This is a genomic window from Streptomyces sp. NPDC059452 (assembly GCF_042750035.1).
Lineage (GTDB): Bacteria > Actinomycetota > Actinomycetes > Streptomycetales > Streptomycetaceae > Streptomyces.
Window position 1 is genome coordinate 93880 of sequence record NZ_JBHYVE010000018.1, and the last position, 26994, is coordinate 120873.

Sequence of the window (26994 nt, forward strand, 5' to 3'; positions counted from 1 at the left end):
GTGCCCGCCGGGGTCTGTGGGGGGGGGCTGGCCGGGTGGGCGGGGGGCGGTGGCCGCCGGGGGGGGCCCCCCTGCCCCGGCCGCCCCCCCGCCGACGTATGCCCCGACCTCCTATCCGTTCATGCCCACTTCTCGCCCGAATGTGTTTACATTCCCGAACCCCGAACGTAATCTGAGCGCGAAACCACAGACTCGGGCATGAAACGGATACGAAACCACATGTACGCACCGGAGCGTCAGCAGGCGATCCTCCGCCTGGCCCAGGAGAGCGGCCGGGTCGATGTGCTCTCCCTGGCCGAGCAGTTCCAGGTGACCGCCGAGACCGTCCGGCGCGACCTCAAGGCGCTCGACCGGGCGGGGCTGCTGCGCCGGGTGCACGGCGGCGCCATCCCGGTCGGGCGGCTCGACTTCGAGCCGGACCTCGCCGAGCGCGACGCCGTGGCCGCCGACGAGAAGGACCGCATCGCACAGGCGGCGCTCGCCGAGCTCCCGGCGGACGGCAACGTGATCATCGACGCCGGGACCACGACGGCCCGGCTCGCCGCGGCCGTCCCCGTCGACGCCTCGCTGACCGTGGTGACGCACGCGCTGCCGGTGGCCGCCCGCCTGGCCGACCACCCCGGCATCGCGCTGCACCTGGTCGGCGGCCGGGTCCGGCACCGGACGCGGGCGGCGGTCGACGCCTGGGCGCTCAGCTCGTACGCGGAGATCAGCGCCGATGTCGTCTTCCTCGCCACCAACGGCTTCGCGCCCGGCAGCGGCCTCACCACGCCCGACCTCGCCGAGGCGGCCGTCAAGCGCGCGGTGGTGAAGGCCGCCCGCCGGGTCGTCCTGCTCGCCGACTCGGGCAAGTTCGGGCAGCAGCACTTCGCCCGCTTCGGCGACCTCACCGATGTGGACCTGCTCATCACCGACACGGGCCTCAGCCCCGACGACGCCCGCTCCATCGAGAGCCGGGGCACGGAAGTAGTACGCGCATGATCCTCACCGTCACCCCCAACCCGAGCCTGGACCGCACCTACGAGCTGCCGGACCTGGTCCGGGGCACCGTGCTGCGCGCCACGGCGGACCGTGTCGACCCCGGCGGCAAGGGCATCAACGTCTCCCGCGCGGTCGCGGCGGCCGGGCACCGCACGGTCGCCGTCGCCCCGATGGGCGGGCCGGAGGGCGCACTGCTCGCCCGGCTCCTCGGTGAGCACGGCATCGAGGCCGCCGGGGTGCAGGTCACCGGCAGCACCCGGATCAACGTCACCCTCGTCGAACCCGACTCCACCCTCACCAAGATCAACGCCGCCGGACCCGAGCTCAGCGCCGCCGAGGCGGAGGACGTCCTGGAGGCCGTGCGGACCCGCTCCGCCTCCGCCGACTGGATCGCGTGCTGCGGAAGTCTGCCGCGCGGGCTGCCGCCGGAGTGGTACGCGGAGCTGGTCGCCCGGAGCCACCGGGCCGGGGCGCGGATCGCGCTGGACACCTCCGGTGCGGCGCTGACCGCCGCGCTCCGGGAGGGCCCCGATGTGATCAAGCCCAACGCCCAGGAGCTCGCCGAGGCCGTCGGCCGCCCGCTCGCCACGGTGGGCGACGTGCTCAAGGCCGCCGAGGAGCTGCGCGGGCTCGGTGCCCGCTCGGTGCTGGCCAGCCTGGGCGCCGACGGGCAGTTGCTGGTGGAGGCGTCGGGCGCGTACTTCGCGAGCGCCCGGGTCGAGACCGTACGCAGCAATGTCGGCGCCGGGGACGCCTCCCTCGCCGGCTTCCTGACGGCGGGCGGACAGGGTCCCGGGGCGCTGGCCTCGGCCGTCGCCCATGGCGCGGCGGCGGTACAGCTGGCGGGGAGCCTCATGCCCACCCCGGGCGATGTGGACCTGTCGGCGGTCGTGACCAGCGCCGAGGTCCCCGTGGGCCGCCCGCTGACGGAGCCCGCCCCATGAGAGCCCCTCAACGCCCGTGGATCCTGCTGAATCCCCCTGAATGTCCTGCCCCCTCATGACCGCCGCAGCCCCCGCCCCCGTGGCCCCCGTCCGAACGAGCCCGCCGCCCCACGTCCCCCGAGCCGCCGCAGGGCGGTCCCCCGAGCAAGGAGCACCGCGATGAGTGAGCTGATCACCGCGGAACTGGTCGACCTCGATCTGTCCGCCGAAACGAAGGACGCCGCCGCGAGGTCGCTCGCCGAGCGGATGGTGGCCGCGCACCGCGTCACCGACCTGGACGGCTTCCTGGCCGATGTCGCCGCCCGCGAGGCGCAGATGCCGACGGGCCTCGACGGCGGGATCGGGATCCCGCACTGCCGGAGCGAACATGTGAGCGCCCCGACGCTGGCCTTCGGGCGCAGCGCCCGGGGCATCGACTTCGGCGCGGCCGACGGTCCCGCCGACCTGATCTTCCTCATCGCGGCCCCGGCCGGGGCGGACGACGACCACCTGACCATCCTGTCGGCCCTGGCCCGTCGGCTGATGGACCCGGAGTTCACCGCAGCCCTGCGCTCCGCGGACGACCCGGGCACGGTCGCCGGGCTGATCCGGGGCGAGGAACCGCGCGAGCGACCTTCCGAGGAGCCCTCGCCGGAAACGGAGGACTCGGCGGCGGCGATACCGGCGGCCGACGACGTCACGGAGCAGGCCGGAACGGCCTCCCCCGACCCGGACGACGTCCCCTTTCGGATCGTCGCCGTCACCTCCTGTCCCACCGGCATCGCCCACACCTACATGGCCGCCGAGTCCCTGACGGCGGCGGGCCGTGCCGAGGGCGTCGAGGTGACGGTGGAGACCCAGGGATCGGCCGGGTTCAGCAAGCTGGACCCGGCCGTGATCGCCGCCGCCGACGCGGTCATCTGGGCGCACGACGTGGAGGTGCGGGAGAAGGCCCGCTTCCGGGGCAAGCCGCTCGTGGACGTCGGGGTCAAGGCGGGCATCAACCGGCCCGCCGAGCTGATCGCCGAGGCCCGCCGCAAGGCGGAGCGCGGTGAGATCGCCGCCGTACCGAAGGGCGGGGACGGGCCGGAGACCGGTGCGGACAGCGGATCCGGTGCGGGCAGTGCGCACTTCGGCGTCCGGTTGCGTACGTATCTGATGTCCGGCGTCAGCTACATGGTGCCGTTCGTCGCGGCGGGCGGTCTGTTGATCGCCCTGTCGTTCGCCATCGGCGGCTACGAGATCGCGGACGCCAAGTCGGTGGCCGACCACTTCGTCTGGGGTCAGGCGGACAGCTGGGCCGCGCTGCTCAACCAGATCGGCTCCGCCGCCTTCGGCTTCCTGGTGCCGGTGCTGGCCGGGTACATCGCGTACGGGATGGCGGACCGTCCCGCGCTGGTGCCCGGCTTCGTCGGCGGGGCGATCGCGCTGACCGTGAAGGCGGGGTTCCTCGGCGGTCTGGTCGCCGGTCTGCTGGCCGGTGCGGTGGTGATGGCCATCCAGCGGGTCCCGGTCCATGCCACGCTGCGCGGGATCATGCCGGTGCTGGTGATCCCGCTGATCGCGTCGGCGGTCGTCGGGTTCCTGATGTTCGTCGTGGTCGGCCAGCCGATCGCCGCGCTCCAGAGCGCCCTGACGGAGTGGCTGAAGGGGCTGTCGGGCACCAACGCGGTCATCCTGGGTGTCGTCCTGGGCCTGATGATGTGCTTCGACATGGGCGGCCCGCTGAACAAGGTGGCGTACGCCTTCGCGGTCGGCGGTCTCGCCGATCCGACCGACGGCAGCCTCAAGGTGATGGCCGCGGTCATGGCGGCCGGGATGGTCCCGCCGCTGGCGATGGCCCTCGCTACCACCGTACGCAAGAAGCTGTTCACGAAGACCGAGCGGGAGAACGGCCGGGCGGCCTGGGTGCTGGGTGCCTCGTTCATCACGGAGGGCGCCATTCCGTTCGCCGCCGCCGACCCGCTGCGGGTGATCCCGTCGGTGATGGCGGGCGGCGCGGTCACGGGTGCGCTGTCGATGGCCTTCGGGTGCACCCTGCGCGCTCCGCACGGCGGCGTCTTCGTCGTACCGCTGATCGGTGAACCGTTCCTCTACCTGCTGGCGATCGCCGCGGGCACCCTTGTGGCGACCGCTCTGGTCGTCCTGCTCAAGGGGGCCCGCCGGACGGCGGCGGTCCCGGCCGGGGAGACGGAGACCACGGCCGCCGGGGCCCGGGTCGGCGCCACCGCCTGACGGTCGCGCTCACGGAATGGGGCACATGATCCGATCATGTGCCCCATTCCGTACGTCCGCCCCGCTCCCGGTCGCTAGATTGAGGGCATGACCGAGAGCTGGGATGCGGCCGACCGGGCCGTGCTGACGTTGCCCTCCGGGCGCCTGATACGAGGTCGGGGGCTCCGCAGGCCTCTGCCCGAGGGCCCGGAGCCGGAGTTCGCCGTCTATCTGCTGGGGCATGCGCCCTCCCCGGCCGGCTGGGAGTCGCGGTGGCTGCGGTGGCCGGACTTCCGGCTTCCGTCGGACCGGCAGCAGGCCCGGGAGCTGCTGGAGGAGGCGTGGCGGCGGGCCCCCGACGAGCGGGTCGAGGTGGCCTGCGGGGGCGGGATCGGGCGGACCGGGACGGCGCTGGCCTGTCTGGCCGTACTGGACGGGGTCCCCGCTGAGGACGCGGTGGCGTTCGTGCGCAGCGGGTACCACCCGAGGGCCGTGGAGACGCCGTGGCAGCGCCGCTATGTACGGAAGTTCGAGCCGCTGGGGTGATGTGACGCTCCGGCCGGTGGCCGCCGTCAGTGCAGGGCCCGGCGGCGGCGCAGCAGGAGGAGCGGGACGGCGGCGGCCACGGCCGCCGATCCCGGGAGGAGCGCCGCCCCGGCCACGGTGGAGAAGGTGTCCGGGACGGGGAGGCTGCTCCAGCGGCTGACCGGCCAGGCGATGACGACGGCGCGGCCGACGACCTCGTCCACCGGGACCATGCCGTTGTTCCGGTCGTCGCTGTGGTAGCGGGAGTCCGAGGACGCCTGGCGGTGGTCGCCCATCACCCAGAGCCGGTCCGGCGGGACGGTGACCTTGAAGGTGCCCTTGGCGTCGTTGCTGCACGGGGTGTTGCCGGGGAACACATAGGGCTCGTCCAGCGCCTTGCCGTTGACCTTCACCGGTCCGTCGCCCGCGCACTCCACGGTGTCGCCGCCGACGCCGATCACCCGCTTGATCAGGTCCTTCTCCTCGGCCGACGGCATCACGCCGACGAAACTGAGCACCTTCTGCACGGTGTTGGGCGGGTCGACGGGCAGATCGTCGAGCCACCCCGCCGGGTCGTGGAAGACGATCACCTCACCCCGTTCCGGTTCGGATCCGAACCACGGGGTCAGCTTGTCGACGAGGACCCGGTCGCCCTTCTGAAGGGTGTTCTGCATCGAGTCCGACGGGATGGAGAAGGCCTGGAGGAGAAAGGTCTTGATGAGCAGGGCCAGGACCAGGGCGATCCCGATGAGCAGCGGGAGTTCCACCCAGAACGGCCGGTGTTTCCTCGTGCCCGCCCGCCGTCCGCCCGCACGCGCCATCACACCGCTCCTCGCCCCGTGTCCCGCACCTCCGCCCCGGTGGGGAACGGATCTTGTCGGGTCACTCTATGGGGCGCGACGGATGCGGCGCGTCGCGGCTCCCGGCCGGACTCCGGTCGTGGCTCCCGGCCGGACTCCGGGGGACGGGGTGCGGCGGACTCCGTGGGACGGGGTGCGGCGGACTCCGTGGGACGGGGTGCGGCGGGGAGGTCAGGAGGCGGGTGCGGGCGGTCCGGCGGGGGCGGTGCCGTCCGGCGGGACCGTGGCTCCCGCTCCGGCGCGTACGGCCTCGACCACGCTCTGGTGGAAGGCGCGGCTCTCCTCCTCGGAGGCGCACGGCACGGGGCTGCCCGCCAGGGTGAACCAGTCCGACGAGCCGCTGTACTGCACGGCCACCGACGCCTGGCCGTCCGACCACGTCGTGTGCACCGTGAGGTCTCCGCTCAGGATGCCGGCTTCTTCGGTACGGACTCCGCCGGTTCCCGCGTAGACACTGCTGGTCGTCCACGATGCCCAGCTCATACGCGTCGCCTTTCGGACAATGACAAGCCTCTGCGGCGGACTTCTTCCGAGTATCGCACTGCCGTCGGGCGGGTGCACGGGGTGCGGCGGCGCCTCGTCCGCCGCACCGTCTCACGCGCGCTCCAGCACACCCCTGACGAACGCTGCCTGGCCCGCGTGCTGGAGGTCCTCGGCGACGACGCTGATCAGCCGGACGCCCAGGGTGACCGGGGGCGACCACGCCTCGTCGACGATCCGGTCGAGGGCGCGGCCGTCCAGTCCGTGGATGAAGGCGAGGGTCTCCTCGTGGACGGCGTCGTAGTAGCCGAGGAGCGGTTCGGCGGAGTCGACGCGGACGGCGGCGACCTCGTCGCCGCTGTGCCCGTAGCCGGTCGCCGTCTCGTCGAACGGGAGCCCGAAGCGCTCGGCCCAGCCCTTGGTGAGCCAGACCTGGCCGGTCCCGGCGGCGTCGGCGATGTGGTCGTCCTGGATCCGGGTGAGGTGCCACAGGAGCCAGGAGATCGAGTTCGCCCCGTCGTCGAGCCGGGCGTTGAGGTCGTCGGGCGAGAGCCCCTCGGCCGCCGCGTGGACCGCTTCCCTGACCCGGTCGAACGCCTCGGCCAGCATGCCTGCACTGTTCATCCGTTCACCTTCACCTCCCGTGGCCGGGGAAGTCCGCTCCGACACACGCGCGCCACCGCCGGGGCGTCGGGCTGCGGGGCGCGTTCGCCGACCGGCCAGCCGGCCGGCCAGCCGGCCGGCCAGCCATGACCTGGGCAAGAGGTGTCTGCGCCTCCGCGGCCCGGAGAGGATCGACTTCACTCTCGTACGAGATCTCCTCCGGGCCACGGCGGCCGCCCGGGGCCCCGTCCGCTGAGGAGCGTCAGACGAGCAGCCGCAGCAGATGGGCGCAGGCGGCGGCCTCGTCCGGATGGCGGGCGAGGACCTCGTCCCGGCCGCGTTCGTACGCGCCGGTCTCCCACCCGCCGTCCGCCGCCCGCCGCACGAAGAGGAAGTCGGGCGGGGTGGGGGCCGGTTCGTGGACGCCTTCGATCCGGTAGTAGCCGCCGGGGATCCGGGCCTCCACGAGTGCGGCGTGCAGCGCCTGACGGTCCACGGTTACTACGCGCCCGCGGCCGTGAGGTAGCCGTGGTCCAGCAGCCACTTCACGTTCAGCCGCTCGCCCTCGCCCGGGTTCAGGAAGACGGGGTCGAGCTTGATCTGCTGGCCGCCGCCGGGCTGCTCGAACCACGGGGCGATGCTGCCCTGCCAGACCCAGAAGGGCTTCGCCACCTTGTAGACGCGGTAGTCGCAGGGGGTCGCCGCCTCACGGGTGTTGAGGTTCTGCGGGGGCAGCGCACGCTCGGCGTAGGCGTCACCGGCCGGGGCCAGGTAGGCGCCGTACTCCGAGCCGAACCGGTCCAGCCGCTGGCCGGGGCGGAGCTTGGCGGGCTCCTTGTCGATCTCCCCGTTGACCTCGCCGAAGCCGTCGTTGGGCGGGTACTTCCAGCTTCCGGTGTCCGCGGGCCCCTCCCAGTACTTCTTGAGGAAGGCCTGCGGGGAGAGGTCTCCGGTGCGCTGGTAGCCCTTCAGGAGCGGGCCGACCGGGGCCAGCCGGTTGTTCGGCAGCCACTTCGGGCCGAGCCGGGCGTCGCCGCGGTATTCGCCGGTGCAGGGTGCGTGCCGCTCGGCGGCGACGGGGGCGTCGGGCTTCGGGGCGGCACTCGCGGCGGGGCCGGTGATCAGTCCGGCGGTGATGCCGAGCGCGGCAAGTACGGTACGCATACGGTTCATTCAGGAATCCCCTCAAGCACTGATGATCAATCAGACAGCTGACGAAGGGTAACCGCTCGGCTACCTGGAGCGTTTGCGCCATGCCGCTTTCCGGCCAGGCCGGACCGGCCCGGAACAGCACCGTGCCCCGGCCGGGAGGAGCACGGGCCCGGCCGGGGCGCGGTGGAGGGAACAGAACCTGCGGTCAGCTCACATTGACGTCGATGCAGGCGTAGAAGGCGTTCGGGGTGTCCGCGATGTTCCAGACCGCGAGGACCTTCTGCTGACCGGTCTTGCTGCCGAAGTCGACCTGATGGGTGACGGTCGCGCCGGGCTGGGCGCCGCCGTCGTCGAACTCGGCGATCTTCTCGCCGCCGACGAAGTACTGCCAGGTGCTGGTGGCGTGGCGGGCGGTGAGCCTCCACTCGAACTGCTGCGAGCGGTTCACCGGGGTGACCGCCCACCCCTTGGAGTCGTCGTCGAGCTCGGCGAATCCGCTGTTCCCGCCGCTGCAACTGCTGAGCCCCTTGGGGCCCTCGACGCTCTGCGGTTCGTAGCTGATCGATCCACAGCTGACCGTACCGGCGGCGCACTGCGCCTGCCTGCTGGGCGGGTCGGAGATGTAGCCGTGGGCATGGGCGGAGCCCGCCGGGAGGCTCAGGGCGAGAACCGGGGCGAGGACGGCACCGACGGCGAGTGCGGTCTTCCTTTTCGCGTGCATGCTGTCTCCTTCACATGAGACCGCACCGCGCGGTGGCGGGCCGTGGGGGACCCGGCTTCGACGGCGAGGCCTCGCGAGTGTGGGGCCTACGAGGCGCGAAGGGCTGCAAGTCCCTTGCCGGACAGGCCGGATGACCGGTACCGGAAAGGCCTTGCACTTGGCCTAGACCATACTCACCGTCGCGTACGCGTCAAGGGAGCTGCGGGAGGGGCCGTCGAGGCGCCGACCGGGCGGGAACCGCGACGTATCGTCACCGCGCCCGGCCGTGGGGGGCCATCATCCCTGGTCGTCGCCGGGGGGCGTCGCCGTGGGGGGCGTCGCCCTTGCTCGTCACCCCTGCTCGCCGCCGTAGCGGACCGTGACGCGTTCGAAGCCGAGGGAGCCGAGCAGCCCCTTCAGCATGTCGGCCGTGTTCTTCTCGGCGCGGGCGGTCAGCCCGCTCTCCTTCGCCGCCTCGCCGATGTGCCGGACGGCCAGCTGGTTGACCGCCTGCTCACTGCTCGGGTTGTCGGAGAAGAAGTCGCCGAGCCGGTCGAGGAGTCCGCGCTGCTTGGAGACGGTGTAGGAGCGGTCCGGGTCCAGCGCGGGCTTGCCCAGCACCGCGCGCGGCAGCCGGATCTCGGCGACCGTGCGGTCCTCGTTGACGACGACCTCGCTCTCGGTGACCTTCCCCAGGTCGACGGAGGCCCCGACGGTGCCCGCGCCGACGAAGAGGGTCCGGGTGCCGCGTATCCCGTCGGGCAGGAACTTCGCGTCCCTCTCCAGGTCGACGACGACCTGGAAGTTGCCCGATGCCGCCTCGTACGCGCTCATGTCCTGGATCGACTTGAGGAGCGCGGGGCCGGACCGGTCGTGGGTCTTCTCCCCGAAGAGGCTGTCGAGGCCCGGCAGGAGGCTGAGCCTGCCACCCGCGAACAGCAGGGCCAGGACGGCCACGCCGATGCCGAGAACCGCCAGCACCCCCCGGCCCCGGCGGGGGGTGCGCTTCTTCCCGCTCTGCGGGGCGTGATCCGTGGTCGCGTCGCTGGACGTCATGGACTCCGTGTGACCCGCCGCCGGGCTTTCAACCCGTCTCCCGTGTGAAATGGGCCAGTTGAGGTACGCGAGCGCAGAGACCCTAGGGACGGCCGGAGACCCTCACGGTGTCGTCGTCGGAGGTCATCGTGGTGGTGGTGACCGGTGTGGTGATGTGGCCCGCGAGGCCGAGCACCAGGAACAGCACCACGAGCCATTTCCCGGCGCTGCTCATGACCAGCGGCCGGGTGGCGCTGGCGGAGTGCCCCTGCGACACGGCGAGGTCGTCGTCCCCGAAGAGCCCCTTGGGGTAGGCGGGGGTGAGCATCATGACGTACGAGGAGAACCTCATCCGGTAGCGCAGGGTGGCCGCCGTCGCCTCGAACAGGGGGCGTGGCATCCGGCCCAGGACCAGCGTGATCAGCCACCACACGAAGGCCAGGACCCACCACCCGTAGACCGCGAGGCTCTGCACGACCGCCGCCGGGATCATCAGGAAGACCCGGAACAGGACTGCCAGCCGGTTGAGCTGGGTGGGTCGTACGTCGATCTGGACCGGGTAGTCCGGCGGCGGGGTCAGGGCGAAGGGCGGGTAGCGGTCGATCAGCAGCATCTGGCTCGCCGACACACGCATGTCGTAGCCGAGGAACCCGGCGAGGAAGCGGAAGACGGGATCGGGCAGCCGTCCCAGCACCAGGGCGGCGAACCAGCCCACGATCACGGCGAAGAAGGCCGCGATGTGCAGGAAGAACAGCACGATGAAGTGGGGGATCAGAAGCAGCAGTCGCACCAGCACCGTCAGCCGTCGCTGACGGCCCGGCTCGATGATGTCGAGGACGGGCCGGAACTCGTCGGCGTCGGCCTCCTTGCGGCCCGGGCTCCATCGGCCGTCGGCCATGTCGCGCCTCCTCGGCAGGGGGTCCGTACGGCATCCGCGCGCAGGACGTGTCCCCACGCTGCGGCCGGACGGGGCGGCCCGCAAACGGCCACGGCCCGAACGAGTGGACGCCCTTTGCCCCTCGCCCTGCCGCTGCTCCTGTTGCCCCTGTTCCTGCTCCTGCTCCTTTTGCTCTGCCCCTCCCCCTGCTCCGGTGAGCCCGAGCCCTCGCGGTCAGCGCCTGCGGAGCCGGTCCAGCAGGGCACGCCCGGAGCCGGGCTTTTCGCCGTCGCCGGTAGGACGCCCGCCTGAACCCCTGGCCTTCGTCCCGATGTCTGCCGGGGGCTTCGTTCCCGTCCTGGCCGGGGTCTTCGCCCTCGTCCGGGAGGCTGCCGTCGTCGCCTCGGACTTCGGCTCCGGCGCGGGCTTCTCCTCCGTGACCCGCGGGGGATGCGCGTACGCGTGGTAGCGGTGGCTGATCCGGCGCCCCAGCAGCAAGTAGCCGAGCAGGGCTCCCGCCGTGTTGAGGATGACGTCGTCGATGTCGAAGGCGCGCCCCGTGATCAGGGCGCCCTGGACCAGCTCCACGACGGCCATGACGGCGACGGTCAGCAGCGTCATGCTGATCATCCGCAGGCGGCGCGGCACGATGAACGGCAGCAGCAGCCCGAAGGGCACGCCGAGCAGCAGGTTTCCGCCCGCCTGTTTGCACGCGGCGAGGAAGGTGTAGTCCTCGGCGTACTGGCGCAGCGACCGGCCCGGCCGCAGGTTCGATGTGACGAGGTCCTCGGAGGCCGGTGAGGGCGTGAGCGTCACCTTGGCCAGGAAGACGGAGAACGCCACCAGCCCCAGCAGCACCACCGTCAGGACGCTCACCCTCAGCAGCACGCGTCTCCATGTCCCCTGTCGCGTACGGGGTTTCGTCTCGGCAGTCATGGCGGACGGATGCCCCCGCCGGAGCGGAAAACACCCGGGCGAGGATCCGGACCTCGAATATCGTCTGCCGCCCGGTGGAGCCTGCGACGATGGGCGCATGAGCGCACGTGAGAAGAAGGACCTGCTGGCCGAGACCGACCGGCTGCGCGAGGAGGGGCGGGCCGGGGAGGCGCGCGAGCGGCTGCTCGCCCTGACCGCCCGCTTCCCCGACGACGCGGAGGTGGCCTACCGGACCGCGTGGATCCATGACGTGCTGGGCCTGGAGAGCGAGGCGGTGGCGTACTACGAACGCAGCCTGGCGGGGACGGGGCTCGGGGCGGAGGACCGGCGGGGGGCACTGCTGGGGCTCGGCAGCACCTACCGGGTGCTGGGGCGGTACGGGCAGGCCGTGGAGACCCTGCGCCGGGGCATCGAGGAGTTCCCGGACGACGGGGCGATGCAGACGTTCCTGGCGATGGCCCTGTTCAACACGGACGAGCACCACGAGGCCATGCAGCTGCTGCTACGGCTGGTGGCGTCGACCAGTGACGACCGGCACGTGCAGGAGTACCGGTCGGCCATCGAGCACTACGCGAAGGACCTCAACGAAACGATGTGAGCAGGGGGCGGGGGGGGTGGTGGAGGGGTGGGCAAGGCTGGGAGCGTCGGCCCGTGTGCCCCCGGGGGGGCCACCGGCTCGCGTGACCGAGTGCGCCGGGTCGCGACGCGCCACGGTGGCGGCCGGTCGCGGTGCCGTGGCGCGGGCGTACCGAGAATGCTCGCGTGCACTCCGCTCCCCCGCCTTCCTCCTCCCCTCCCTCCTCTTCTTCCGCCGTGCCGGGGGCTGACGCGGTTCCTCGGCGCGGTGCGTGGGCGCTGCTGTTCCTGTCCGCGGCTTCCGGGGCGGCGGACGCGTTCGCCTTCCTCTGTGTGGGCCAGGTCTTCGCGGGGGTGATGACCGGGAACCTGGTTCTGCTGGGGGCCTCGGCCGCCGGAGCGGGCGAGGACGGTGTGGCGCTGCGGGTGGTCACCGCCCTGGCGGCGTACGCCTGCGGGGCCGCGTCCGGTGCGCTGATGACGGGGCGGTTCGGGCTGCGGACCGGGGTGATGCTGGCGGCCGAGGTCGTCCTGCTCGGGGCGGCGGCCGCGTTCTGGGGGCTGGGTCTCGTCACGTCGTACGGGGACCGGCTCGGGCTGCTGGCCCTGGTGGCGCTGGCCATGGGCATCCAGGGCCGTGTCCGGGTGACACCGACGAACTACTTCACCGGGACCCTCACCTCACTCGCGGGCCGCGCGGCGGCGCGGGAGCTGGAGCCGGGTGACGTCTGGGTGCTGGGCAGGCTGGCGGCGGTGGTGGCCGGGGCGGCGCTCGCGGCTCTGGCGGAGCGGTGGTGGAGCCCCGGGGCCGCCCTGGGTGCGGTGGTTCTGGCGGCGGGGGCACTGGCCCTCGAAACCGTGCCGCGCGGAGGTGGGCGGCGGCGGCCGGGCAAGAGGAAGCCCCGGCCGGATCGGGGGAATCCAGCCGGGGCGGCTTGAGTGCGGGAATGAAGGGCGGTCGCCTCTCGGCGAGGAACTCCATGGGGCTTCGGCTGTGCGATGTTCCCCATGGGCTGTCGGTGAGGCCCGGGGACACGATCCCCCTCACACCCACGTATAGATGAACGATAAACCATCTTGGAGTGTTCCCGGGAACCCGCCCCATGGATGTGATCCACGGCACGGAATTCCCGGTTCCGCCCTCGGCGCCGACTTCGGCTACGGCGACCGGCGTCGGTGACACCTTCGGCCACCGGCGACGCGGTCAGTTCCCGGACGCCCCATCGGTGCCGTAACGGCGACGGAACCGCTCGACGCGGCCCGCCGCATCGAGTACCTGGCGGCCCCCGGTGTAGAACGGGTGGCTCGCCGACGAGGTCTCCACGTCGATGACGGGGTAGGTGTTGCCGTCCCCCCAGGCCACGCGCTCGCCGGAGTCGGCGGTCGAGCGGGTCAGGAAGGCGGCGCCCGCAGCACGATCGCGGAAGACCACGGGGCGGGAGACGGGGTGGATACGAGGCTTCATGGATGCGTTCCTTCCTGCTGCCGATGCGGTGGCGGCGGCGCGCACGAACCCCGAACGGAGCGGCGCACCCGAATCCCGAACGGAAATGGGATTCGTTTTCGTTCTGGTGGGGTAACGCGCCCCACCCCCTCGGCATTCCCGACCCGCCCCCTGGACTGGCATCTGCCACAGAGGTAGGCCAACACCCCGCATGCGTACGCCCGTTCGGGGCGACCCTCACTCCACCGAGCCGCTGGCATATGCCAGAAGCAACCTCTCATCGAGTGTTGCCGAATCCCTTACGGGCTGCCGCAGCCTGTGCGACAGTCGATAGCGGTCCACCCCTGAGACCCGGCCGTGCCGCGCCTGTATCGGAGTACGAGATGCCGTCCCATCTGTTCGCGGACCGCCCCGCACCTCAGCCCCCCGCGCACGATGCCGTCGACGCCCTGATCCACCGCACGCGTGAGCTGCGCGGGGACGTGGACGCCGTCGGGCGGAGCGCGGTGGCGACCGACGAGGACGGCCCCCAGGCACGGCGGCAGCGCGCACTGTTCGATCTGGCCGTCCAGCACCTCGACGACCTGGACCGGCATCTGGGGCAGCTCAGGGCCGGTCTGCCGGCCCAGCGCTCCACCGCCGGGGACGGCGGCATGGTCCCGGACGGCCCGGCGGACGGTTCTCCGCAGAGCAGGTCGGGCACCGCCGAATGGAATCTCCTCACCGACGAGGTGAGCTGGTCCGACGAGCTGTACGAGATCTTCGGCCGCCCGCCCGGTTCACCGCCGCTCTCCCTGGACGACCTGCCGTCGGTGCTCCTGCCCGAGGACCAGCCACGGCTCACCTCCATGGTGACCGGCTGCCTCGTCGACGGGAGCCCCATGGACGGGGAGTTCCGTATCGTGCTCCCGGACGGCCGGGTGCGCACGCTGCACATGGCGGGCGAGCCGGTCCTCGACACCGAGGGCTGCACCGCCTCCATGTGGGCCGTCCTGCGGGAGGTCGGCGAGCCGGGGCGCGACGAGGGGAACGCAGGGCGCGGCTCGGATGCGCCACACCACGACGAGCACGTGGAACGCGCGGAGCACCGGACGGCCGTGGAGCTCCAGGAACCCGTTCCGCCGCCGTGGCGCGGTGTGTTACGGCTCCCGCAGCAGCGCCCCGGCGCCCTGGACATCGCCGCCCACCACCTCCCTTCCGCCTCCAGCGGCCCCATCGGGGGCGACTGGTACGACGCGATGGAGCTGCCGGACGGCCGGACCCTGCTGACCGTCGGCGAACTGGCCGGGCACGGGATCCCCGCGACCCCGGCCCTGGCCATGACGGTCGGCGCGCTGCGAGGCATGGCCGTCGCCGGTATCGAGCCGGGCGCCCTGATGGGCCACCTCGACCACCTCCTCGAAACGTCGGTGCGGCCCGCCCTGGGCAGCGCCCTGTGCGGCCTCTTCGACCCGGCGACCGGCACCCTCTCCTGGGCACAGGCCGGACACCCCGCACCGCTGCTCTTCCGCAACGGAACGGGACGCGTACTGCCGTCCCCGGACGGGGTGCTGCTCGGTGCCGCGTCCCCGGTCGCGCACGAGCAGGACGAGGTACGCCTCCTCCCCGGTGACGTGCTGGTGCTGCACACGGACGGCCTGACGCGGCGCGGCGACCGGGGTGCGGGCCCGGAGGCGCTGCTCGCCCTCGCCTCCCGGTTCGCACAGGCCCGTACGGCACAGGAGTGCGTACGGGGTGTGGTCGAGGAGTTCGGCGGGACCGAACGGCTGGACGACGCGTGTGTGCTGGTGGCCCGTGTCGGGGCATGAGGGAGCGCGTGCGCGCGGGACGGTGTGTGGGCAGACCTGCCGGAGTGTCAGGGCGGCATAGGATCGCGGGCGGTTACGGCCTCCGCCGGCGAATGCGGGTGTACGGGGTCAGGCCTGGGCGCCCCTGACCTTCTTGGCGACCGGGCTCTGCGGCAGTGAGAGCTCGATCTGCTCGCGGAGGTCCTGGATCTTGGCGTAACCCGCGAACTGGCCGGTGAGCCGGTACATTTCGCGCAGCCGGTCCCAGGTGCGGTGCGAGGAGGTCTCCCCCATCGACACCAGGGCGAGCCGGGCGTACCGGTCGCCCTGTTCGGGGTCGTTGGCGATGAAGCAGGCCGATGCGAGCGAGATGTGGTCGAAGAGCTTGGACCGCTGACGTCCGTTGACCCGCAGCTCCAGTGCCTGTTTGGCGTGGTACTGGGCGATGGTCGCGGCCGCCGGGTCGTGCTCGGCCAGGGTGCGGAACGCAAGGGCCTGCATGCCGTGCATATCGGCCTCGTCGAACATCTGCATCCAACTGGGCGGCGGCACATCGCCCTTGTCCGAGACGAAGAGCTCCTCCGCCTCACCGAGGGTGCGCCGCATGGCCTGGCCCCGGCCCATCGCCGCCTGGGCCCAGGCCTCGATGGTGCGCAGCATCGCCTGGGTACGGGGCAGGGTCTCCTCCCCTGAACCGGACTTGGCCAGCTTCATCAGGTCGAGGGCGTCGTCGGGGCGGCCCAGGTGGACCATCTGGCGTGCGGCGCGGGAGAGCGCCTCCCCGGCGCGCGGCCGGTCACCGCCCTCCCTGGCTGCGTGGGCGGCGATGACGAAGTACTTCTGGGCGGTGGGTTCGAGGCCGACGTCGTGGGACATCCAGCCCGCGAGTACGGCGAGGTTGGCGGCGACGCCCCAGAGGCGGCGCTGGAGATGGTCGGGGTGGCGGTAGGCGAGCATGCCGCCCACCTCGTTGAGCTGGCCCACGACGGCCTTGCGCTGGAGTCCGCCGCCCCGGGAGGCGTCCCAGGCGCGGAACACCTCGACCGAGTGCTCCAGGGCCTCGATCTCCTCGGAGCCCACGGGCGCGGCCTCGTACCGGTCGAGACCGGCGGGGTCGGCGTGCTGGGGATCGTTGGCGCGTGGAGCGTCGGCCGCCAGAACGGGGTCGCTGTGCAGCCAGTCGTACATGGGTCCGGCGATGGTTGAGCCGGCGGCGAGCGCGGCGCCCGCGCTCACCAAGCCGCGTCGGTTGAGCATGAGGTCCATTCCCGTGAATTCGGTGAGGACCGCTGCCGTCCGTTCGGGCGCCCACGGCAGTCGGTCGGGGTCGTGTTCCGTCCCCGAGTCACGCCGTTTCCCCACACGCCCGCGTCGGCCGAACCCGAGGTCCTCGATGGTCACGACACGGCCGAGCCGCTCGGTGAACAGGGCTGCCAGCACTTCGGGCACGGGATCACGGGGGGACTCCCCCATGTCGATCCAGCGCCTGACCCGCGAGGTGTCGGTGGCCAGCTGCGGGTGGCCCATGGCCGCCGCCTGCCGGTTCACCATTCTCGCGAGTTCGCCCTTGGACCAGCCGGCCAGGCCGAACAGGTCAGAAAGGCGGGTGTTGGGTTCTCCGGTCACGTCAAGCCCCCAGGTTCTCGGCTGACTTGACACTAACCCCCTGTCAGATGCGCTGTGACTATTCGCCAGGGTTCGCCAGGGTCCGCCAGATGGTCTGCCACCCGCGCCCCGGTGTCAGGTAGGAAAGCGCCACCCCGCCCGGCAGCCCTAGGTACTCCCCAGGGTGCCGAACGGCCGCCGGCCGGGTTGGCGCACGTGACTTGTCGGCGCACGAAGGGATCTGTCTCGCCCATGTACACAGCATCGTCCTCCGTGTCCGCCCCGCCCCGGCCGCTCCGTCCCATGGGGACGGGCGGCGGGCCGTATCTCGCCCCCCACGCCGGCGCACCGGCGCAGGGCCTGGGCCGGACCCGGCGGGCGGCGGGACCGGGCGCTGGGCCCCTCAGCGGAAGAATCGACCTCTCCGGGCCGCAGGGCGCGCAGGTGCGGATGGCCATCGCCTCCGTGCAGCGCATCTGCCCCGAGTTCAACCCGGTCCAGGTGCTGCGGCGCAGCGGCCGGTCCGTCCTGATCGTGGGCACCACCGGACGGGCCACCGCCGTGGCCAAGTGTTTACTGGACCACTCCCCCGCGTGGACGGAGCGGTTCCGGCACGAAATAGCGGCATACCGCGCGTTCGTCCGGCACCGCCCCCCGGTTCGGGTGCCCCGGCTGATCGCGGCGGACCCGGAGAACTGCACGCTGGTGATCGAGCGGATGCCCGGCCGGGTGGCCGCGCTGACCCGGCATCCGGCGGAGGCTCCGCCCCGGGCCGACATCCGTGCCGCGCTCGGCGCGGTCGCCCGGGTGAACGCCTGGCGCCCGCCGCCCGGGGTGTTCGAGGCGCCGCTCGACTACGCCTCGCGGATCTCCCGCTACCACGAGCTCGGCCTGTTCACCGACCGTGACCTCGGTGATCTCCAGAAGCTGCTGCACGGTCTGGCCCACGCGGGCGGCCGTCAGGGCATGGGGCAGTTCTGCCACGGTGACGCGCTGCTCTCCAACATCCTGCTGTCACCGACCGGGCCGGTGCTGGTCGACTGGGAGCACGCGGGCTGGTATCTGCCGGGCTACGACCTGGCCACCCTGTGGGCGGTGCTCGGCAACGCCCCCGGGGCGCGCCGTCAGATCAGCCAGCTGGCCCAGGTCAACGGGCCGGCCGCGCGGGACGCGTTCCTGGTGAACCTGATGCTGGTGCTGACCCGCGAGATCCGTAACTACGAGACGGCCGTACAGCGCACCATGCGCGAGGCGCCCCCGGTGAGCGCGGGCCAGGACCGGCCGGGTGTCCTCTCCTCGGGAGAGGAACAGCGGCTGCTGCTGCGCAGGCTGCACGACGACTGCGCGATGGCGCGCCGGGCCGTGCGGGCGGCGGTGGGCACCCGCTGAGTACGCCCGCCTTCTGGAGAGGGCGGGTGAAGAAGCCGCTGTGCGGGGAAAGCGCGCTGCGGGACCGGTGCCGACACACCGGTCCCGCGGCGCGCTGTGCTGTTTCCGGGGGCGGGGCGCGGTGCCGCTTTCCCGCGCCACGGAAACGGCACCCCTCCGTGACCGTGCACTGACCGACTGCCATCCGGAGGTCCTCCCCGGGTGAGGCGCGCCACGAGACCCACGTCACCTACGACCTCCGGTAGTGGGTGCGGGGCCTCCCCGGCGGCGCGATGAAAAGCCCAAAGCGCGTATTCCACCCCACCTCCTACCACTGGTAGTAAATGGGGTCATTGCTTCCTGTTCGGGTGCCCGTTAACCATGGATTCCGGCAAGCACCGAGACCGAGCCTGCGACGAGCGCCCACGGCGGTCGGCAGCCGATCCCCCTCGGTCTCTGCTCACGCGGCGTACCAGGCCGCAGATCCCGTCCCCAACAGGAAGAGCTCACGCATGCCCCGCACCCTCCGCATCACCCGCTCGCACAAGCTCGCCACCGCCGTGCTCGTCGCGGCCGGCTCCGTCACGGCCATCGCCGCGACCGGCGGGCAGAGCGACGCACAGCCCGCCGCGGCCCGGTCCTCCGTCGCCGCCGAGAAGACCGCCACCGAGGTCACCGCGGCGAAGGCGGCCGAGGCCAGGAAGGCCGCCGCCAAGGAGACCGCCGCGAAGAAGGCCGCCGCCGAGCGCAAGGCCGCCGCGGCGACCGCCGCCAAGGAAGCCGCGACGAAGAAGGCCGTGGCCGAGCGGAAGGCGGCTGCCGAGAAGGCCGCGGCCGACCGTAAGGCGACCGCGAAGAAGGCCGCCGAGAAGGCGCGCTCCGAGAAGCAGGCCGCCAACCGTTCCACCGAGCGCAAGGCCGTCGCCGCGCCCAAGCAGTACAAGAACAACCTCGACGGCTGGATACGCGAGTCGCTCGACATCATGAAGAAGAAGAACATCCCCGGCTCCTACGAGGGGCTGCACCGCAACATCATGCGCGAGTCCAGCGGCAACCCGAACGCCGTCAACGACTGGGACATCAACGCGCGCAACGGCGTTCCCTCCAAGGGCCTGCTCCAGGTGATCCAGCCGACCTTCGACGCGTACCACGTCAAGGGCACCCCGAAGAAGCTCACCGACCCGGTCGCCAACATCACCGCCGCCGCCAACTACGCCGCGGACCGGTACGGCTCGATCGACAACGTCGACTCCGCCTACTGATCCACCCGGCGAGCGGGCCGCCACCGATACGGAGCGACCGCCACCGAGCAGGCGCGAACCCGACCGCGATTATCTGACTAATCGCGGTTATGCGTGCCCCGGATGGCCGAAGGGTAGTGCTGGCGCGGACACCAACGGTCCGCGCGCACTCCGCGCGGAGCCTTCTGGAAAGGCCTGACGCACATGGCACAGCCCTTCTCACTGCCGGACTTCTATGTTCCGTATCCGGCGCGGCTCAACCCTCATGTGGAGGCGGCACGGACGCACACCCGAGAGTGGGCGCGCGGGATGGGGATGCTGGAGGGATCCGGCATCTGGGAGGAGAAGGACCTGGAGGCGCACGACTACGCCCTGCTCTGCGCCTACACCCACCCCGACTGCTCGGCCGAGGCGCTGTCCCTGGTCACCGACTGGTACGTGTGGGTCTTCTTCTTCGACGACCACTTCCTGGAGCTGTTCAAGCGCACGCCCGACCGTGAGGGCGCCAAGCGGTATCTGGACCGGCTGCCCGCCTTCATGCCGATGGAGCGCGGGGCCGCGACCCCGGAACCGGAGAACCCCGTCGAGGCGGGCCTCGCCGATCTGTGGACGCGGACGGTCCCGGCGATGTCGGACGCCTGGCGGGCGCGGTTCGCGGAGGCGACGGAGAACCTGCTCAACGAGTCGCTCTGGGAGCTCTCCAACATCAACGAGGGCCGCATCGCGAACCCCGTCGAGTACATCGAGATGCGCCGCAAGGTCGGCGGCGCCCCCTGGTCGGCCGGGCTCGTGGAGTACGCGGCCGATGCCGAGGTGCCGGCCGAAGTGGCCGCCTCCCGCCCGTTGCGGGTGCTGCGCGACGCCTTCTCCGACGGGGTGCACCTGCGCAACGACCTGTTCTCGTACCAGCGCGAGGTCGAGGAGGAGGGCGAGAACAGCAACGGGGTGCTGGTCCTGGAGAAGTTCCTCGGCTGCACCACGCAGGAGGCCGCCGAAGCCGTCAACGACCTGTTGACCTCACGGCTCCAGCAGTTCGAGAACACCGCCCTCACCGAACTGGGCCCGCTCTGCGCGGAGAAGGGCCTCGACCCGGCGCAGACCGCTTCCGTCCTCGCGTACGTCAAGGGGCTCCAGGACTGGCAGTCCGGCGGCCACGAGTGGCACATGCGCTCCAGCCGGTACATGAACGGCGGCGGGGCAGGCGAGGCGGTGGCGGGCTTCGGCATGTCCGCCGCCTCCATCAAGTTCACCCTGCGCTCGGAGACGGCACGGGCCCGCAGCCACAGCCACCGGCCCTACCAGCACGTGGGCCCCTCGCTCCTCCCCGACTTCGACCTGCCGTTCGGCACGACGCTGAGCCCGCACCTGGAGGGCGCCCGGGTCCGGCTCGTCGACTGGGCGCGCCGGATGGGCATCCTGGAGGCACAGCCCGGGGTTCCCGGCTCGCACATCTGGGACGAGGAGCGGATCATCGCGATCGACCTGCCCCTGTGCGCGGCGGGCATCCATCCGGAGGCCTCACCGGACGAGCTGGACATCTCCTCGGCGTGGCTGGCCTGGGGCACGTACGGGGACGACTGGTTCCCCGTGGTGCACGGGCAGGCGAGGGATCTGACCGGGGCGCGGCTGGCCAACGAGCGGCTCTCGCTGTTCATGCCGCTGGACGGCGAGTCCACCCCCGAGCCGGTGAACGCGCTGGAGCGGTCGCTGGGCGATCTGTGGCACAGGACGGCGGCGCCGATGAACCTGGGCGAACGGCGCACCTTCCGCGAGGCCATCGAGTCGATGACCGAGAGCTGGCTGTGGGAACTGGCCAACCAGGCGCAGAACCGTATCCCCGACCCGGTCGACTACATGGAGATGCGGCGGGCGACCTTCGGTTCGAACCTGACGATGAGCCTGTGCCGGCTCGGGCACGGCAGGAAGGTGCCGGACGCCATCTACCGCAGCGGCCCGATGCAGTCGCTGGAGAACGCCGCCGCCGACTACGCATGCCTGCTGAACGACCTGTTCTCGTACCAGAAGGAGATCGAGTACGAGGGCGAGGTGCACAACGGCGTCCTGGTCGTGCAGAACTTCTTCGGGGTCGACTACCCGACGGGCGTGGCGATCGTGCACGACCTGATGAAGTCCCGGCTGCGGCAGTTCCTGCACGTGGCGGAGGTCGAACTGCCGGTGCTCTACGACGACTTCGACCTGGACGCCGAGGCGCGGGAGGTGCTGGCGGGCTATGTGCAGGAGCTGAAGCACTGGATCGCGGGCATCCTGATCTGGCACCGGGGCTGCCGCCGGTACCGCGAGGAGGACCTGCGGCGCGGCCACGGCGCCCCCTGGCGGCTCAACGGCCCCACGGGGCTCGGCACCTCGGCGGCACAGGTGACCCGTCTGATGGCCGAACTGGCGGGCAGCAGGGCGTAGTCCGGAGCCCGTACGGGAGGGCTGCGGGCGGCAGGCGCCCGCCGCTCTACCCGCGCCGACGACCCGAGGGGCGGCCGATCGGCTGATGGTGGGCATCGACCGGTCGGCCGGCCCGCCATCGGCCGGTCGGTGGACAAGAGGATCAGCCGTTCCCGCGCCTCATGGGCCGATGTCCGCGGGCCGCCGCGTTCCTAGCCTTTCCGGTGTGAGGCAGAACCACCGGAAAGGCGGGAACGATGCCGTTGATCGAAGTCAGGAATCTGCGGAAGGAATACCCCGGCCACGTGGCCGTGGCCGATGTGTCGTTCGATGTGGAAGAGGGAGAGATCTTCGGAGTCCTCGGCCCGAACGGCGCAGGCAAGACCACCGCGGTCGAGTGCGTCGAGGGACTGCGGAAGCGGGACGGCGGCCGGGTCGGCGTCATGGGGCTCGATCCGCTGCACGACACGGCGGAGCTGCGTCAGAGCATCGGCGTCCAGCTCCAGCAGAGCGAACTTCCGCCACGGCTCAAGGTCCGGGAGGCGCTGGAGCTGTACGGCTCCTTCTACCGCGACCCGGCCGACTGGCGCGAGCTCCTTGAGGACTGGGGACTGGCCGAGAAGGCCGATGCCTCCTACGAGTCGCTCTCGGGCGGCCAGCGGCAGCGGCTCTCCATCGCGCTGGCCCTGGTGGGCAAGCCGAGGATCGCGGTCTTCGACGAGCTGACCACGGCGCTCGACCCGCATGCGCGGCGGGAGACCTGGAAGCTGATCGAGAAGGTGCGCTCCCAGAACGTCACCGTGCTGCTCGTCACGCACTTCATGGAGGAGGCCGAGCGGCTCTGCGACCGGATCGCCATCATCAAGGGCGGCCGTGTGGTGGCTCTCGACACCCCCTCCGGCCTGGTGTCGCAGGTCAGTGACGAGCAGGTCATCCGGTTCGTCCCCTCGGTCCCGGTCAAGGAGGAGCTGCTGATGCCGCTGCCCGAGGTGACCCGTATGACGCGGTCGGGGTCCCGGATCACGGTGGTGGGCAGGGGGAACGTTCTCTACTCGGTGATCTCGGTGCTCGCCCGCAACCGGATTGTGGCCAACGAGCTCCGTCTGGAGCAGCCGAGCCTCGATGACGCGTTCGTCGCCCTGACCGGCTCCCAGCCGGCCGGCTGACCCCTTCCCACGAGGAGAACCACCCATGGCAGGGCGAGCGAGACTCACCTTTGTTGAAAGCAAGTTGTTCCTCCGAGACCCCACCGCGGTCTTCTTCGTGATCGCGTTGCCGGTCATGCTGCTGGCCGTCTTCGACATCATCAGCGGCAGCTCCACCGACGATGCCGCGACCAAGGAGTCCATGGCCGCGTTCGTCCCGGCCATGGCCATCTCGATGTGCGTCACGATGCTCGCGCTGAACGTGCTGCCGACGACGCTGGCCACGTACCGCGAGAAGCAGATCCTGCGCCGGATGGCCGCGTCCCCGGTGCACCCCGCGAACCTGCTGTTCGCACAGTTGCTCATCAATATGGTCACGGCCGTGATCGCCGCGGTGCTGGTGCTGGTCGTCGGGCAGACCGTCTTCGACACCCGGGTGCCGGACAGTGTGCCCGCGTTCCTCATAGCGTTCTTCCTCGGCACCTGGGCGCTGTTCTCCGTCGGCCTGTGCGTGGCCGCGACGGCACCCGGCAGCAAGGCGGCCACGGCCATCGGCCTCTCGCTGCTCTTCCCCAGCCTCTTCTTCGGCGGAGCGCTGGTCCCCAAGGAGGATCTGCCCGGCGTGGTGGGCACCATCGGCGACTACACCCCCCTCGGTGCCTCCCTGGAGGCCCTGCGCAACGCGTGGGACGGTGACATGCCGAGCGCCACCCAGTTGCTGGTCCTGGTGGTCACGGCGGTGATCGCGAGTACGGTGGCGGCGAAGTTCTTCCGCTGGGAGTAGGACGAGGCGATGCGTGACGAGTACCGGGGGTGGGAACGCCGCTCCGATCTCCTCTTCGGGGCGCTGCCCTATCTGCTGCTCGGGCTCTCCCTGCTGCTCGCGGTGACCGACTCCCCGCTCGGGGTGTGGCGCCGCGAGCACGTCGTCACCATCGTCTGGGCGGGTGTGGCGGCGGTCTGGACCGCCGCCACCTTCCCCACCCGGGGCCACTACCGGACGGCCCGGGGGCACCCGCTGACGGTCATCTACTTCATCGGCCTGCTCGCCCTGGCGGCGGTGCTGCTGAGCCGCGACGAGATCTTCCTGCTCTTCGCGGCCACCGCGTTCCTCCAGGCGCTCGTCCTGCTCCCGACGAGCTGGGCGTTCCTGTGCGTGTTCTGCGCCTCGTTCGTGGTGAACACCGTCCCCGGCGGATTCCCCGAGCGGACGGTCCCCGCCTGGACCGGATACGTGGGGGCGATCGTGGTGCAGACCGTGGTGGTCGGCTGGATCAACCTGCTGGTCAGCAAGCTCGACGCACTCTCCGAGCAGCGCAAGCGGACCGTCCGCGAACTGCGCGCCGCGCTCGCCGAGAACGAGGGCCTGCACACCCAGTTGATGGCCCAGGCCCGGGAAGCCGGTGTGCACGACGAACGGCGGCGGCTGGCGGCCGAGATCCACGACACGCTCGCCCAGGGGCTCGCCGGGATCATCCGGCAGCTGGAGGCCGTCGGTGCGGAGGACGAACGCGTACGGCCGGACGAGGAGTGGCGCCGGCACATCACCACCGCGCGGGAGCTGGCCCGCGAGAGCCTCGCCGAGGCCCGCAGGTCGGTACAGGCGCTGCGCCCGGAGCAGTTGGAGGGCTCCACGCTGCCCGGCGCGCTCACGACGATCGCGGCCCAGTGGTCCCAGAAGCATGCGCTGCCCGCCGGTTTCGCGACCAACGGGGCCGTGCGGCCGCTCCACGCCGACCTGGAGGCGACCCTGTTCCGGGTGGCCCAGGAGGCTCTCGCCAACATCGCCAAGCACGCGCGGGCCGGAAAGGTCGGCATCACTCTGTCGTACATGGAGGAGATGGCGGTCCTCGACGTCATCGACGACGGGATCGGCTTCGACCCGACGGCCGCCGAGGCGGTGGCCGGCATCCGCGACGGCCACGGGCTGGGGCTGGTGGCCATGAGGAGCCGACTGGAGCGCGTGGCGGGCACCCTGGAGGTGGAGAGCGCTCCGGGTGAGGGCACGGCGATCAGTGCCTGCGTACCCTTCGACACACAGCACTTGGCGTTCGGGAAGGCAGGTCCATGACCACGCAGGGCACCCCCATCCGCATCCTGATCGTGGACGACCATCCGGTGGTCCGGGACGGTCTGCGCGGATCGCTGGAGCGGGACGCCACGTTCACCGTGACCGCCGAGGCGGCGGACGGCGAGGAGGCCGTGGCGCTGTACCGGGCGCACACGGCGGACGTGGTCCTGATGGACCTGCGGATGCCGCGCATGGGCGGGGTGGAGGCCACCCGGCGGCTGATGGAGCTCGACCCGGCGTGCCGGATCCTGGTCCTCACCACCTACGACACCGACAGCGACGTGGTCGGCGCGCTCGCCGCGGGGGCGACGGGCTATCTGCTCAAGGACACCTCCCGCGAGGAGCTGATCCGGGCGGTGCGTTCGGCGGCGGACGGCCAGTCGGTACTCTCCCCGGCCGTCACCAGCCGGGTGCTGAACCAGGTGCGCGGCAAGCCGCGCGGCCCGCTGAGCGAGCGGGAGCTGGAGGTACTGCGGCTCATCGCGGAGGGGAACACCAACCGCCAGGTGGCCGGCAAGCTCGTGATCAGCCAGGCCACGGTGAAGACCCACCTGCTGCACATCTACGAGAAGCTGGGCGTCAACGACCGCGCGGCGGCCGTCGGCGAGGCGCACAAGCGGCAGTTGCTCCCGTAACCCGGCGCTCCCTGATCCCGGTGCTCCCTTGCCCCCGGCGCTCCCTGACCCCGGTGCTCCCGTGGCCCCTGTGCTCCCTGATCCCTGTGCTCCCTTGACCCCTGTGCTCCCTTGACCCCTGTGCTCCCTGATCCCTGTGCTCCCTTGACCCCGGTGTTCCGGTGACCCCGGGTGCGTCCCCGCCCCCGGGTGGTGGCGCACCGCCTGTCCTCCGGCCGCCTTGTACGGTGCGGGAGTGAGCACCTTCCCAACGCCTTCCGGGCCCGGTGACCCCGAAGCCCTGTTCGGCCTGGAGGAGATCCGCCCGGGCCCGCCGGTCCCCCGGCCCTCCGGACCGTCCTTCCGTGACTCGGCGGAGGCCCGGCGGATGCTGGAGGTGCGGGAGGTCCACGCGGAGCCCGCGGCGGCGGCCTCCGCGCGGGGCCGGGAGATCCTCGCCCGTTTCCCGGACGCCGAGGTGATCCCCGTCGATTCGCACTGGCGGATCCCGGGCCTGCACGGCAACCCGGGCAACGCCGAGAACTGGGTGCGGACCAAGAAGACCGTCCTGGTCCTGGGCGAGCGGAAGACGCTCACCGTCCGCCCCAACGGCCGGTCCGCCGACTGGATCGCCCCCGGCGCGGCCAACGGATGCGCGATGGCCTGCGCGTACTGCTACGTACCGCGCCGCAAGGGGTACGCCAACCCGGTCACCGTCTTCACCAACATCGAGCGCGTCATCGGCCGCCTGGAACGTCATGTGGCGGCCTCGGGGCCCAAGCGCGAGCCGAACCAGTGCGACCCGCAGGCGTGGGTCTACGACATCGGGGAGAACGGCGACTGCTCGGTCGACGCCCTGATCAGCGAGAACACCGCCGACCTGGTGCACGCCTTCACCCGGTGGCCCACCGCCAAGGCGTCCTTCGCCACCAAGTTCGTCAATCCCGATCTGCTGCTGCTCGCCCCTCGGGGCCGCACCCGGATCCGCTTCTCGGTGATGCCCCCGGACGACGCTCGGCTGCTCGACATCCGCACCAGCCCCGTCGAGGACCGGATCGCCGCGGCCGGGGACTTCGTCGAGGCGGGGTACGAGGTCCACTTCAACTTCTCCCCCGTGGTCATCAGGCCCGGCTGGGAGGAGGCGTGGTCAGAGCTGCTGCGCAAGATGGACGACGTTCTGCCCCGTACGGTCAAGGACCAGGCCGCGGCCGAGGTGATCATGCTGACGCACAATCAGGACCTGCACGAGGTGAACCTCGCCTGGCATCCCCGTGCCGAGGCCGCTCTGTGGCGTCCGGAGATCCAGCAGCCCAAGCGCTCCGAGAACGGCAGTTGGAACGTGCGGTACGCCACCGGGGTCAAGGCCGGGGCGGTGGAGACCGTACGGCGTCTGGTGGAGCGCCACACGCCGTGGCTCCCGATCCGTTACGCGTTCTGAGCTCCGGGCGGCCGTGGGCGCA

General features: G+C 71.7%; 26 protein-coding genes and 1 pseudogene. 16 read left to right on the top strand and 11 right to left on the bottom strand.

The window, feature by feature from the left end:
- Positions 1 to 219: 219 nt before the first annotated feature.
- The 4 genes from ACFW9Z_RS23320 to ACFW9Z_RS23335 all read left to right on the top strand — a co-directional run bounded on the left by ACFW9Z_RS23320 (position 220) and on the right by ACFW9Z_RS23335 (position 4664).
- Positions 220 to 981: a DeoR/GlpR family DNA-binding transcription regulator gene (locus tag ACFW9Z_RS23320; protein WP_384644145.1), complete on the top strand. Its 762-nt coding sequence runs from the start codon at positions 220 to 222 to the stop codon at positions 979 to 981.
- Positions 978 to 1925 carry a 1-phosphofructokinase gene (gene pfkB, locus ACFW9Z_RS23325; RefSeq protein WP_384644010.1) on the top strand — a complete coding sequence of 316 codons (948 nt, stop codon included), beginning with the start codon at positions 978 to 980 and terminating at the stop codon, positions 1923 to 1925. Before ACFW9Z_RS23320 ends, pfkB begins: the two co-directional genes overlap by 4 nt.
- A gap of 159 nt (positions 1926 to 2084) precedes the next feature.
- On the top strand, positions 2085 to 4139 hold the full coding sequence (locus tag ACFW9Z_RS23330) for a fructose-specific PTS transporter subunit EIIC (RefSeq protein ID WP_384644012.1): 2055 nt from the start codon (positions 2085 to 2087) through the stop codon (positions 4137 to 4139).
- Positions 4140 to 4226: 87 nt separating this feature from the next.
- Positions 4227 to 4664: a protein-tyrosine phosphatase family protein gene (locus tag ACFW9Z_RS23335; RefSeq protein WP_384644014.1), complete on the top strand. Its 438-nt coding sequence runs from the start codon at positions 4227 to 4229 to the stop codon at positions 4662 to 4664.
- A 26-nt stretch (positions 4665 to 4690) separates the two neighbouring features.
- Here ACFW9Z_RS23335 and lepB read toward each other — a convergent pair whose 3' ends face one another.
- The 3 genes from lepB to ACFW9Z_RS23350 form a co-directional block, all read right to left on the bottom strand.
- Entirely contained in the window at positions 4691 to 5464 is a 774-nt protein-coding gene (lepB, locus tag ACFW9Z_RS23340) for a signal peptidase I (protein WP_384644016.1), read from the bottom strand.
- A 210-nt stretch (positions 5465 to 5674) separates the two neighbouring features.
- Positions 5675 to 5986, bottom strand: coding sequence for a hypothetical protein (locus ACFW9Z_RS23345; protein WP_384644018.1), 312 nt, complete (start codon positions 5984 to 5986; stop codon positions 5675 to 5677).
- 111 nt (positions 5987 to 6097) lie between these two features.
- Entirely contained in the window at positions 6098 to 6607 is a 510-nt protein-coding gene (locus tag ACFW9Z_RS23350) for a DUF664 domain-containing protein (protein ID WP_384644020.1), read from the bottom strand.
- Between the two features lie 106 nt (positions 6608 to 6713).
- Here ACFW9Z_RS23350 and ACFW9Z_RS23355 point away from each other — a divergent pair.
- A pseudogene (locus tag ACFW9Z_RS23355) lies at positions 6714 to 6842 on the top strand (DUF1801 domain-containing protein); the annotation flags it as partial.
- Positions 6843 to 6848: 6 nt separating this feature from the next.
- Here ACFW9Z_RS23355 and ACFW9Z_RS23360 read toward each other — a convergent pair.
- The 6 genes from ACFW9Z_RS23360 to ACFW9Z_RS23385 all read right to left on the bottom strand — a co-directional run bounded on the left by ACFW9Z_RS23360 (position 6849) and on the right by ACFW9Z_RS23385 (position 11238).
- Positions 6849 to 7082: a hypothetical protein gene (locus tag ACFW9Z_RS23360; RefSeq protein WP_384644021.1), complete on the bottom strand. Its 234-nt coding sequence runs from the start codon at positions 7080 to 7082 to the stop codon at positions 6849 to 6851.
- A 5-nt stretch (positions 7083 to 7087) separates the two neighbouring features.
- A complete protein-coding gene (locus tag ACFW9Z_RS23365) occupies positions 7088 to 7759 on the bottom strand; it encodes a TNT domain-containing protein (protein ID WP_384644023.1) in 672 nt (223 codons plus the stop codon).
- Between the two features lie 184 nt (positions 7760 to 7943).
- A complete protein-coding gene (locus ACFW9Z_RS23370) occupies positions 7944 to 8459 on the bottom strand; it encodes a lytic polysaccharide monooxygenase auxiliary activity family 9 protein (RefSeq protein WP_384644025.1) in 516 nt (171 codons plus the stop codon).
- Positions 8460 to 8789: 330 nt separating this feature from the next.
- Entirely contained in the window at positions 8790 to 9494 is a 705-nt protein-coding gene (locus ACFW9Z_RS23375) for a DUF4230 domain-containing protein (RefSeq protein ID WP_384644027.1), read from the bottom strand.
- 82 nt (positions 9495 to 9576) lie between these two features.
- Complete coding sequence (locus tag ACFW9Z_RS23380; RefSeq protein ID WP_384644029.1) at positions 9577 to 10371, bottom strand: DUF4389 domain-containing protein; 795 nt, start codon at positions 10369 to 10371, stop codon at positions 9577 to 9579.
- A gap of 213 nt (positions 10372 to 10584) precedes the next feature.
- Complete coding sequence (locus ACFW9Z_RS23385) at positions 10585 to 11238, bottom strand: VanZ family protein (protein WP_384644031.1); 654 nt, start codon at positions 11236 to 11238, stop codon at positions 10585 to 10587.
- Between the two features lie 145 nt (positions 11239 to 11383).
- Between ACFW9Z_RS23385 and ACFW9Z_RS23390 the strand changes: the two genes are divergently transcribed.
- On the top strand, positions 11384 to 11884 hold the full coding sequence (locus ACFW9Z_RS23390) for a tetratricopeptide repeat protein (protein WP_384644032.1): 501 nt from the start codon (positions 11384 to 11386) through the stop codon (positions 11882 to 11884).
- Between the two features lie 260 nt (positions 11885 to 12144).
- Positions 12145 to 12801, top strand: coding sequence for a DUF1275 family protein (locus ACFW9Z_RS23395; RefSeq protein WP_384644147.1), 657 nt, complete (start codon positions 12145 to 12147; stop codon positions 12799 to 12801).
- A 265-nt stretch (positions 12802 to 13066) separates the two neighbouring features.
- Here ACFW9Z_RS23395 and ACFW9Z_RS23400 read toward each other — a convergent pair whose 3' ends face one another.
- Positions 13067 to 13327 (bottom strand): type B 50S ribosomal protein L31, encoded by a 261-nt coding sequence (locus ACFW9Z_RS23400; RefSeq protein ID WP_384644034.1) that lies wholly within the window; start codon positions 13325 to 13327, stop codon positions 13067 to 13069.
- A 362-nt stretch (positions 13328 to 13689) separates the two neighbouring features.
- Between ACFW9Z_RS23400 and ACFW9Z_RS23405 the strand changes: the two genes are divergently transcribed.
- Positions 13690 to 15114 (top strand): PP2C family protein-serine/threonine phosphatase, encoded by a 1425-nt coding sequence (locus tag ACFW9Z_RS23405; RefSeq protein ID WP_384644036.1) that lies wholly within the window; start codon positions 13690 to 13692, stop codon positions 15112 to 15114.
- Positions 15115 to 15222: 108 nt separating this feature from the next.
- Here ACFW9Z_RS23405 and ACFW9Z_RS23410 read toward each other — a convergent pair whose 3' ends face one another.
- Positions 15223 to 16719, bottom strand: a complete 1497-nt coding sequence (locus ACFW9Z_RS23410; protein WP_384644038.1) for a hypothetical protein — start codon at positions 16717 to 16719, stop codon at positions 15223 to 15225.
- A 231-nt stretch (positions 16720 to 16950) separates the two neighbouring features.
- Between ACFW9Z_RS23410 and ACFW9Z_RS23415 the strand changes: the two genes are divergently transcribed.
- From ACFW9Z_RS23415 to ACFW9Z_RS23450, 8 genes are all read left to right on the top strand, one after another.
- Positions 16951 to 18087: an aminoglycoside phosphotransferase family protein gene (locus ACFW9Z_RS23415; RefSeq protein WP_384644040.1), complete on the top strand. Its 1137-nt coding sequence runs from the start codon at positions 16951 to 16953 to the stop codon at positions 18085 to 18087.
- A gap of 491 nt (positions 18088 to 18578) precedes the next feature.
- Positions 18579 to 19328 (top strand): transglycosylase SLT domain-containing protein, encoded by a 750-nt coding sequence (locus ACFW9Z_RS23420; protein ID WP_384644042.1) that lies wholly within the window; start codon positions 18579 to 18581, stop codon positions 19326 to 19328.
- Positions 19329 to 19511: 183 nt separating this feature from the next.
- On the top strand, positions 19512 to 21725 hold the full coding sequence (locus ACFW9Z_RS23425; RefSeq protein WP_384644044.1) for a germacradienol/geosmin synthase: 2214 nt from the start codon (positions 19512 to 19514) through the stop codon (positions 21723 to 21725).
- Between the two features lie 236 nt (positions 21726 to 21961).
- Positions 21962 to 22870, top strand: a complete 909-nt coding sequence (locus ACFW9Z_RS23430) for an ABC transporter ATP-binding protein (RefSeq protein ID WP_384644046.1) — start codon at positions 21962 to 21964, stop codon at positions 22868 to 22870.
- 25 nt (positions 22871 to 22895) lie between these two features.
- A complete protein-coding gene (locus ACFW9Z_RS23435) occupies positions 22896 to 23633 on the top strand; it encodes an ABC transporter permease (RefSeq protein WP_384644047.1) in 738 nt (245 codons plus the stop codon).
- A gap of 9 nt (positions 23634 to 23642) precedes the next feature.
- Entirely contained in the window at positions 23643 to 24920 is a 1278-nt protein-coding gene (locus ACFW9Z_RS23440) for a sensor histidine kinase (RefSeq protein ID WP_384644049.1), read from the top strand.
- Positions 24917 to 25555 carry a response regulator gene (locus tag ACFW9Z_RS23445; RefSeq protein WP_384644051.1) on the top strand — a complete coding sequence of 213 codons (639 nt, stop codon included), beginning with the start codon at positions 24917 to 24919 and terminating at the stop codon, positions 25553 to 25555. Before ACFW9Z_RS23440 ends, ACFW9Z_RS23445 begins: the two co-directional genes overlap by 4 nt.
- Positions 25556 to 25790: 235 nt before the next feature.
- A complete protein-coding gene (locus ACFW9Z_RS23450; RefSeq protein ID WP_384644053.1) occupies positions 25791 to 26972 on the top strand; it encodes a spore photoproduct lyase family protein in 1182 nt (393 codons plus the stop codon).
- Positions 26973 to 26994 lie beyond the last annotated feature (22 nt).

Coding starts and splice junctions, on each gene's coding strand:
- ACFW9Z_RS23350 (WP_384644020.1), bottom strand. CDS start 6,607: ATGAACAGTGCAGGCATGCTGGCCGAGGCGTTCGACCGGGTCAGGGAA.
- ACFW9Z_RS23435 (WP_384644047.1), top strand. CDS start 22,896: ATGGCAGGGCGAGCGAGACTCACCTTTGTTGAAAGCAAGTTGTTCCTC.
- ACFW9Z_RS23330 (WP_384644012.1), top strand. CDS start 2,085: ATGAGTGAGCTGATCACCGCGGAACTGGTCGACCTCGATCTGTCCGCC.
- lepB (WP_384644016.1), bottom strand. CDS start 5,464: ATGGCGCGTGCGGGCGGACGGCGGGCGGGCACGAGGAAACACCGGCCG.
- ACFW9Z_RS23400 (WP_384644034.1), bottom strand. CDS start 13,327: ATGAAGCCTCGTATCCACCCCGTCTCCCGCCCCGTGGTCTTCCGCGAT.
- ACFW9Z_RS23425 (WP_384644044.1), top strand. CDS start 19,512: ATGGCACAGCCCTTCTCACTGCCGGACTTCTATGTTCCGTATCCGGCG.
- ACFW9Z_RS23390 (WP_384644032.1), top strand. CDS start 11,384: ATGAGCGCACGTGAGAAGAAGGACCTGCTGGCCGAGACCGACCGGCTG.
- ACFW9Z_RS23370 (WP_384644025.1), bottom strand. CDS start 8,459: ATGCACGCGAAAAGGAAGACCGCACTCGCCGTCGGTGCCGTCCTCGCC.
- ACFW9Z_RS23380 (WP_384644029.1), bottom strand. CDS start 10,371: ATGGCCGACGGCCGATGGAGCCCGGGCCGCAAGGAGGCCGACGCCGAC.
- ACFW9Z_RS23405 (WP_384644036.1), top strand. CDS start 13,690: ATGCCGTCCCATCTGTTCGCGGACCGCCCCGCACCTCAGCCCCCCGCG.
- ACFW9Z_RS23345 (WP_384644018.1), bottom strand. CDS start 5,986: ATGAGCTGGGCATCGTGGACGACCAGCAGTGTCTACGCGGGAACCGGC.
- ACFW9Z_RS23430 (WP_384644046.1), top strand. CDS start 21,962: ATGCCGTTGATCGAAGTCAGGAATCTGCGGAAGGAATACCCCGGCCAC.
- pfkB (WP_384644010.1), top strand. CDS start 978: ATGATCCTCACCGTCACCCCCAACCCGAGCCTGGACCGCACCTACGAG.
- ACFW9Z_RS23420 (WP_384644042.1), top strand. CDS start 18,579: ATGCCCCGCACCCTCCGCATCACCCGCTCGCACAAGCTCGCCACCGCC.
- ACFW9Z_RS23415 (WP_384644040.1), top strand. CDS start 16,951: ATGTACACAGCATCGTCCTCCGTGTCCGCCCCGCCCCGGCCGCTCCGT.
- ACFW9Z_RS23375 (WP_384644027.1), bottom strand. CDS start 9,494: ATGACGTCCAGCGACGCGACCACGGATCACGCCCCGCAGAGCGGGAAG.
- ACFW9Z_RS23320 (WP_384644145.1), top strand. CDS start 220: ATGTACGCACCGGAGCGTCAGCAGGCGATCCTCCGCCTGGCCCAGGAG.
- ACFW9Z_RS23445 (WP_384644051.1), top strand. CDS start 24,917: ATGACCACGCAGGGCACCCCCATCCGCATCCTGATCGTGGACGACCAT.
- ACFW9Z_RS23335 (WP_384644014.1), top strand. CDS start 4,227: ATGACCGAGAGCTGGGATGCGGCCGACCGGGCCGTGCTGACGTTGCCC.
- ACFW9Z_RS23365 (WP_384644023.1), bottom strand. CDS start 7,759: ATGAACCGTATGCGTACCGTACTTGCCGCGCTCGGCATCACCGCCGGA.
- ACFW9Z_RS23440 (WP_384644049.1), top strand. CDS start 23,643: ATGCGTGACGAGTACCGGGGGTGGGAACGCCGCTCCGATCTCCTCTTC.